Here is a 564-nt window from a genome sequence, read left to right as displayed (position 1 = left end):
CCCGCGCGTTCGGGGCCGGCGAGATAGCTCCAGAGCCGGTCGAGCGGGCTCGCAGCCGCATCCCTCGATCGGTGTGCGCCGAACTGCGGGTAGTGTACGTACTGGACCGACGGGATCGACAGCGACAGTTCGTTCGCGGTGCTGACAGCGAGATCGAACGGCGCCGCGTCGCGCTCGAAGACCGCACGCAGCAGCACGCTCCGAAACGCGAGCTGTGGACCGATCGCCGGTGCGGCGGCCGATAGGGTGCGCGCGACGGTGACGCCCCCGCGCGGCACCCGCACGTCGAGCGCGTCCGCGTCGAGGTCGATCTCGAACCGCTCTGCGAGCGCTCTCGGCGTCGTCTCCGAGAGCGTATACAGCGTGACGTCGTGCTCGCGCTGGAGTGCCGCACAGACGGACAGGCAGACGACGTCGGCCCCGCCCTGGAAGTCGAGCGTGTTGTGCAGGACGGCGATCCGGGCCATAGGTCACCTTGGCTCGGCTTCCGTTATAGTCCGTTGGGCCGAAGTACCGTTTCCGGCCGCCTGCTGGGCGGCCCAGTTCTCGCTGCCGCCCGTCGAA

Annotated in this window: 1 pseudogene; it reads right to left on the bottom strand. The window is 69.5% G+C overall.

What is annotated here, in order from left to right:
* Nucleotides 1-467 (bottom strand): annotated as a pseudogene (locus DEQ92_RS21595) (glycosyl transferase family 1); the annotation flags it as partial.
* Between the last annotated feature and the right edge of the window lie 97 nt (nucleotides 468-564).

This window comes from Haloferax sp. Atlit-6N, from assembly GCF_003383195.1.
GTDB classification, from domain to species: Archaea; Halobacteriota; Halobacteria; order Halobacteriales; family Haloferacaceae; genus Haloferax; species Haloferax gibbonsii.
Note: the sequence above shows the minus strand (reverse complement) of the source record. Positions and strands in the feature narration are given on the sequence as shown.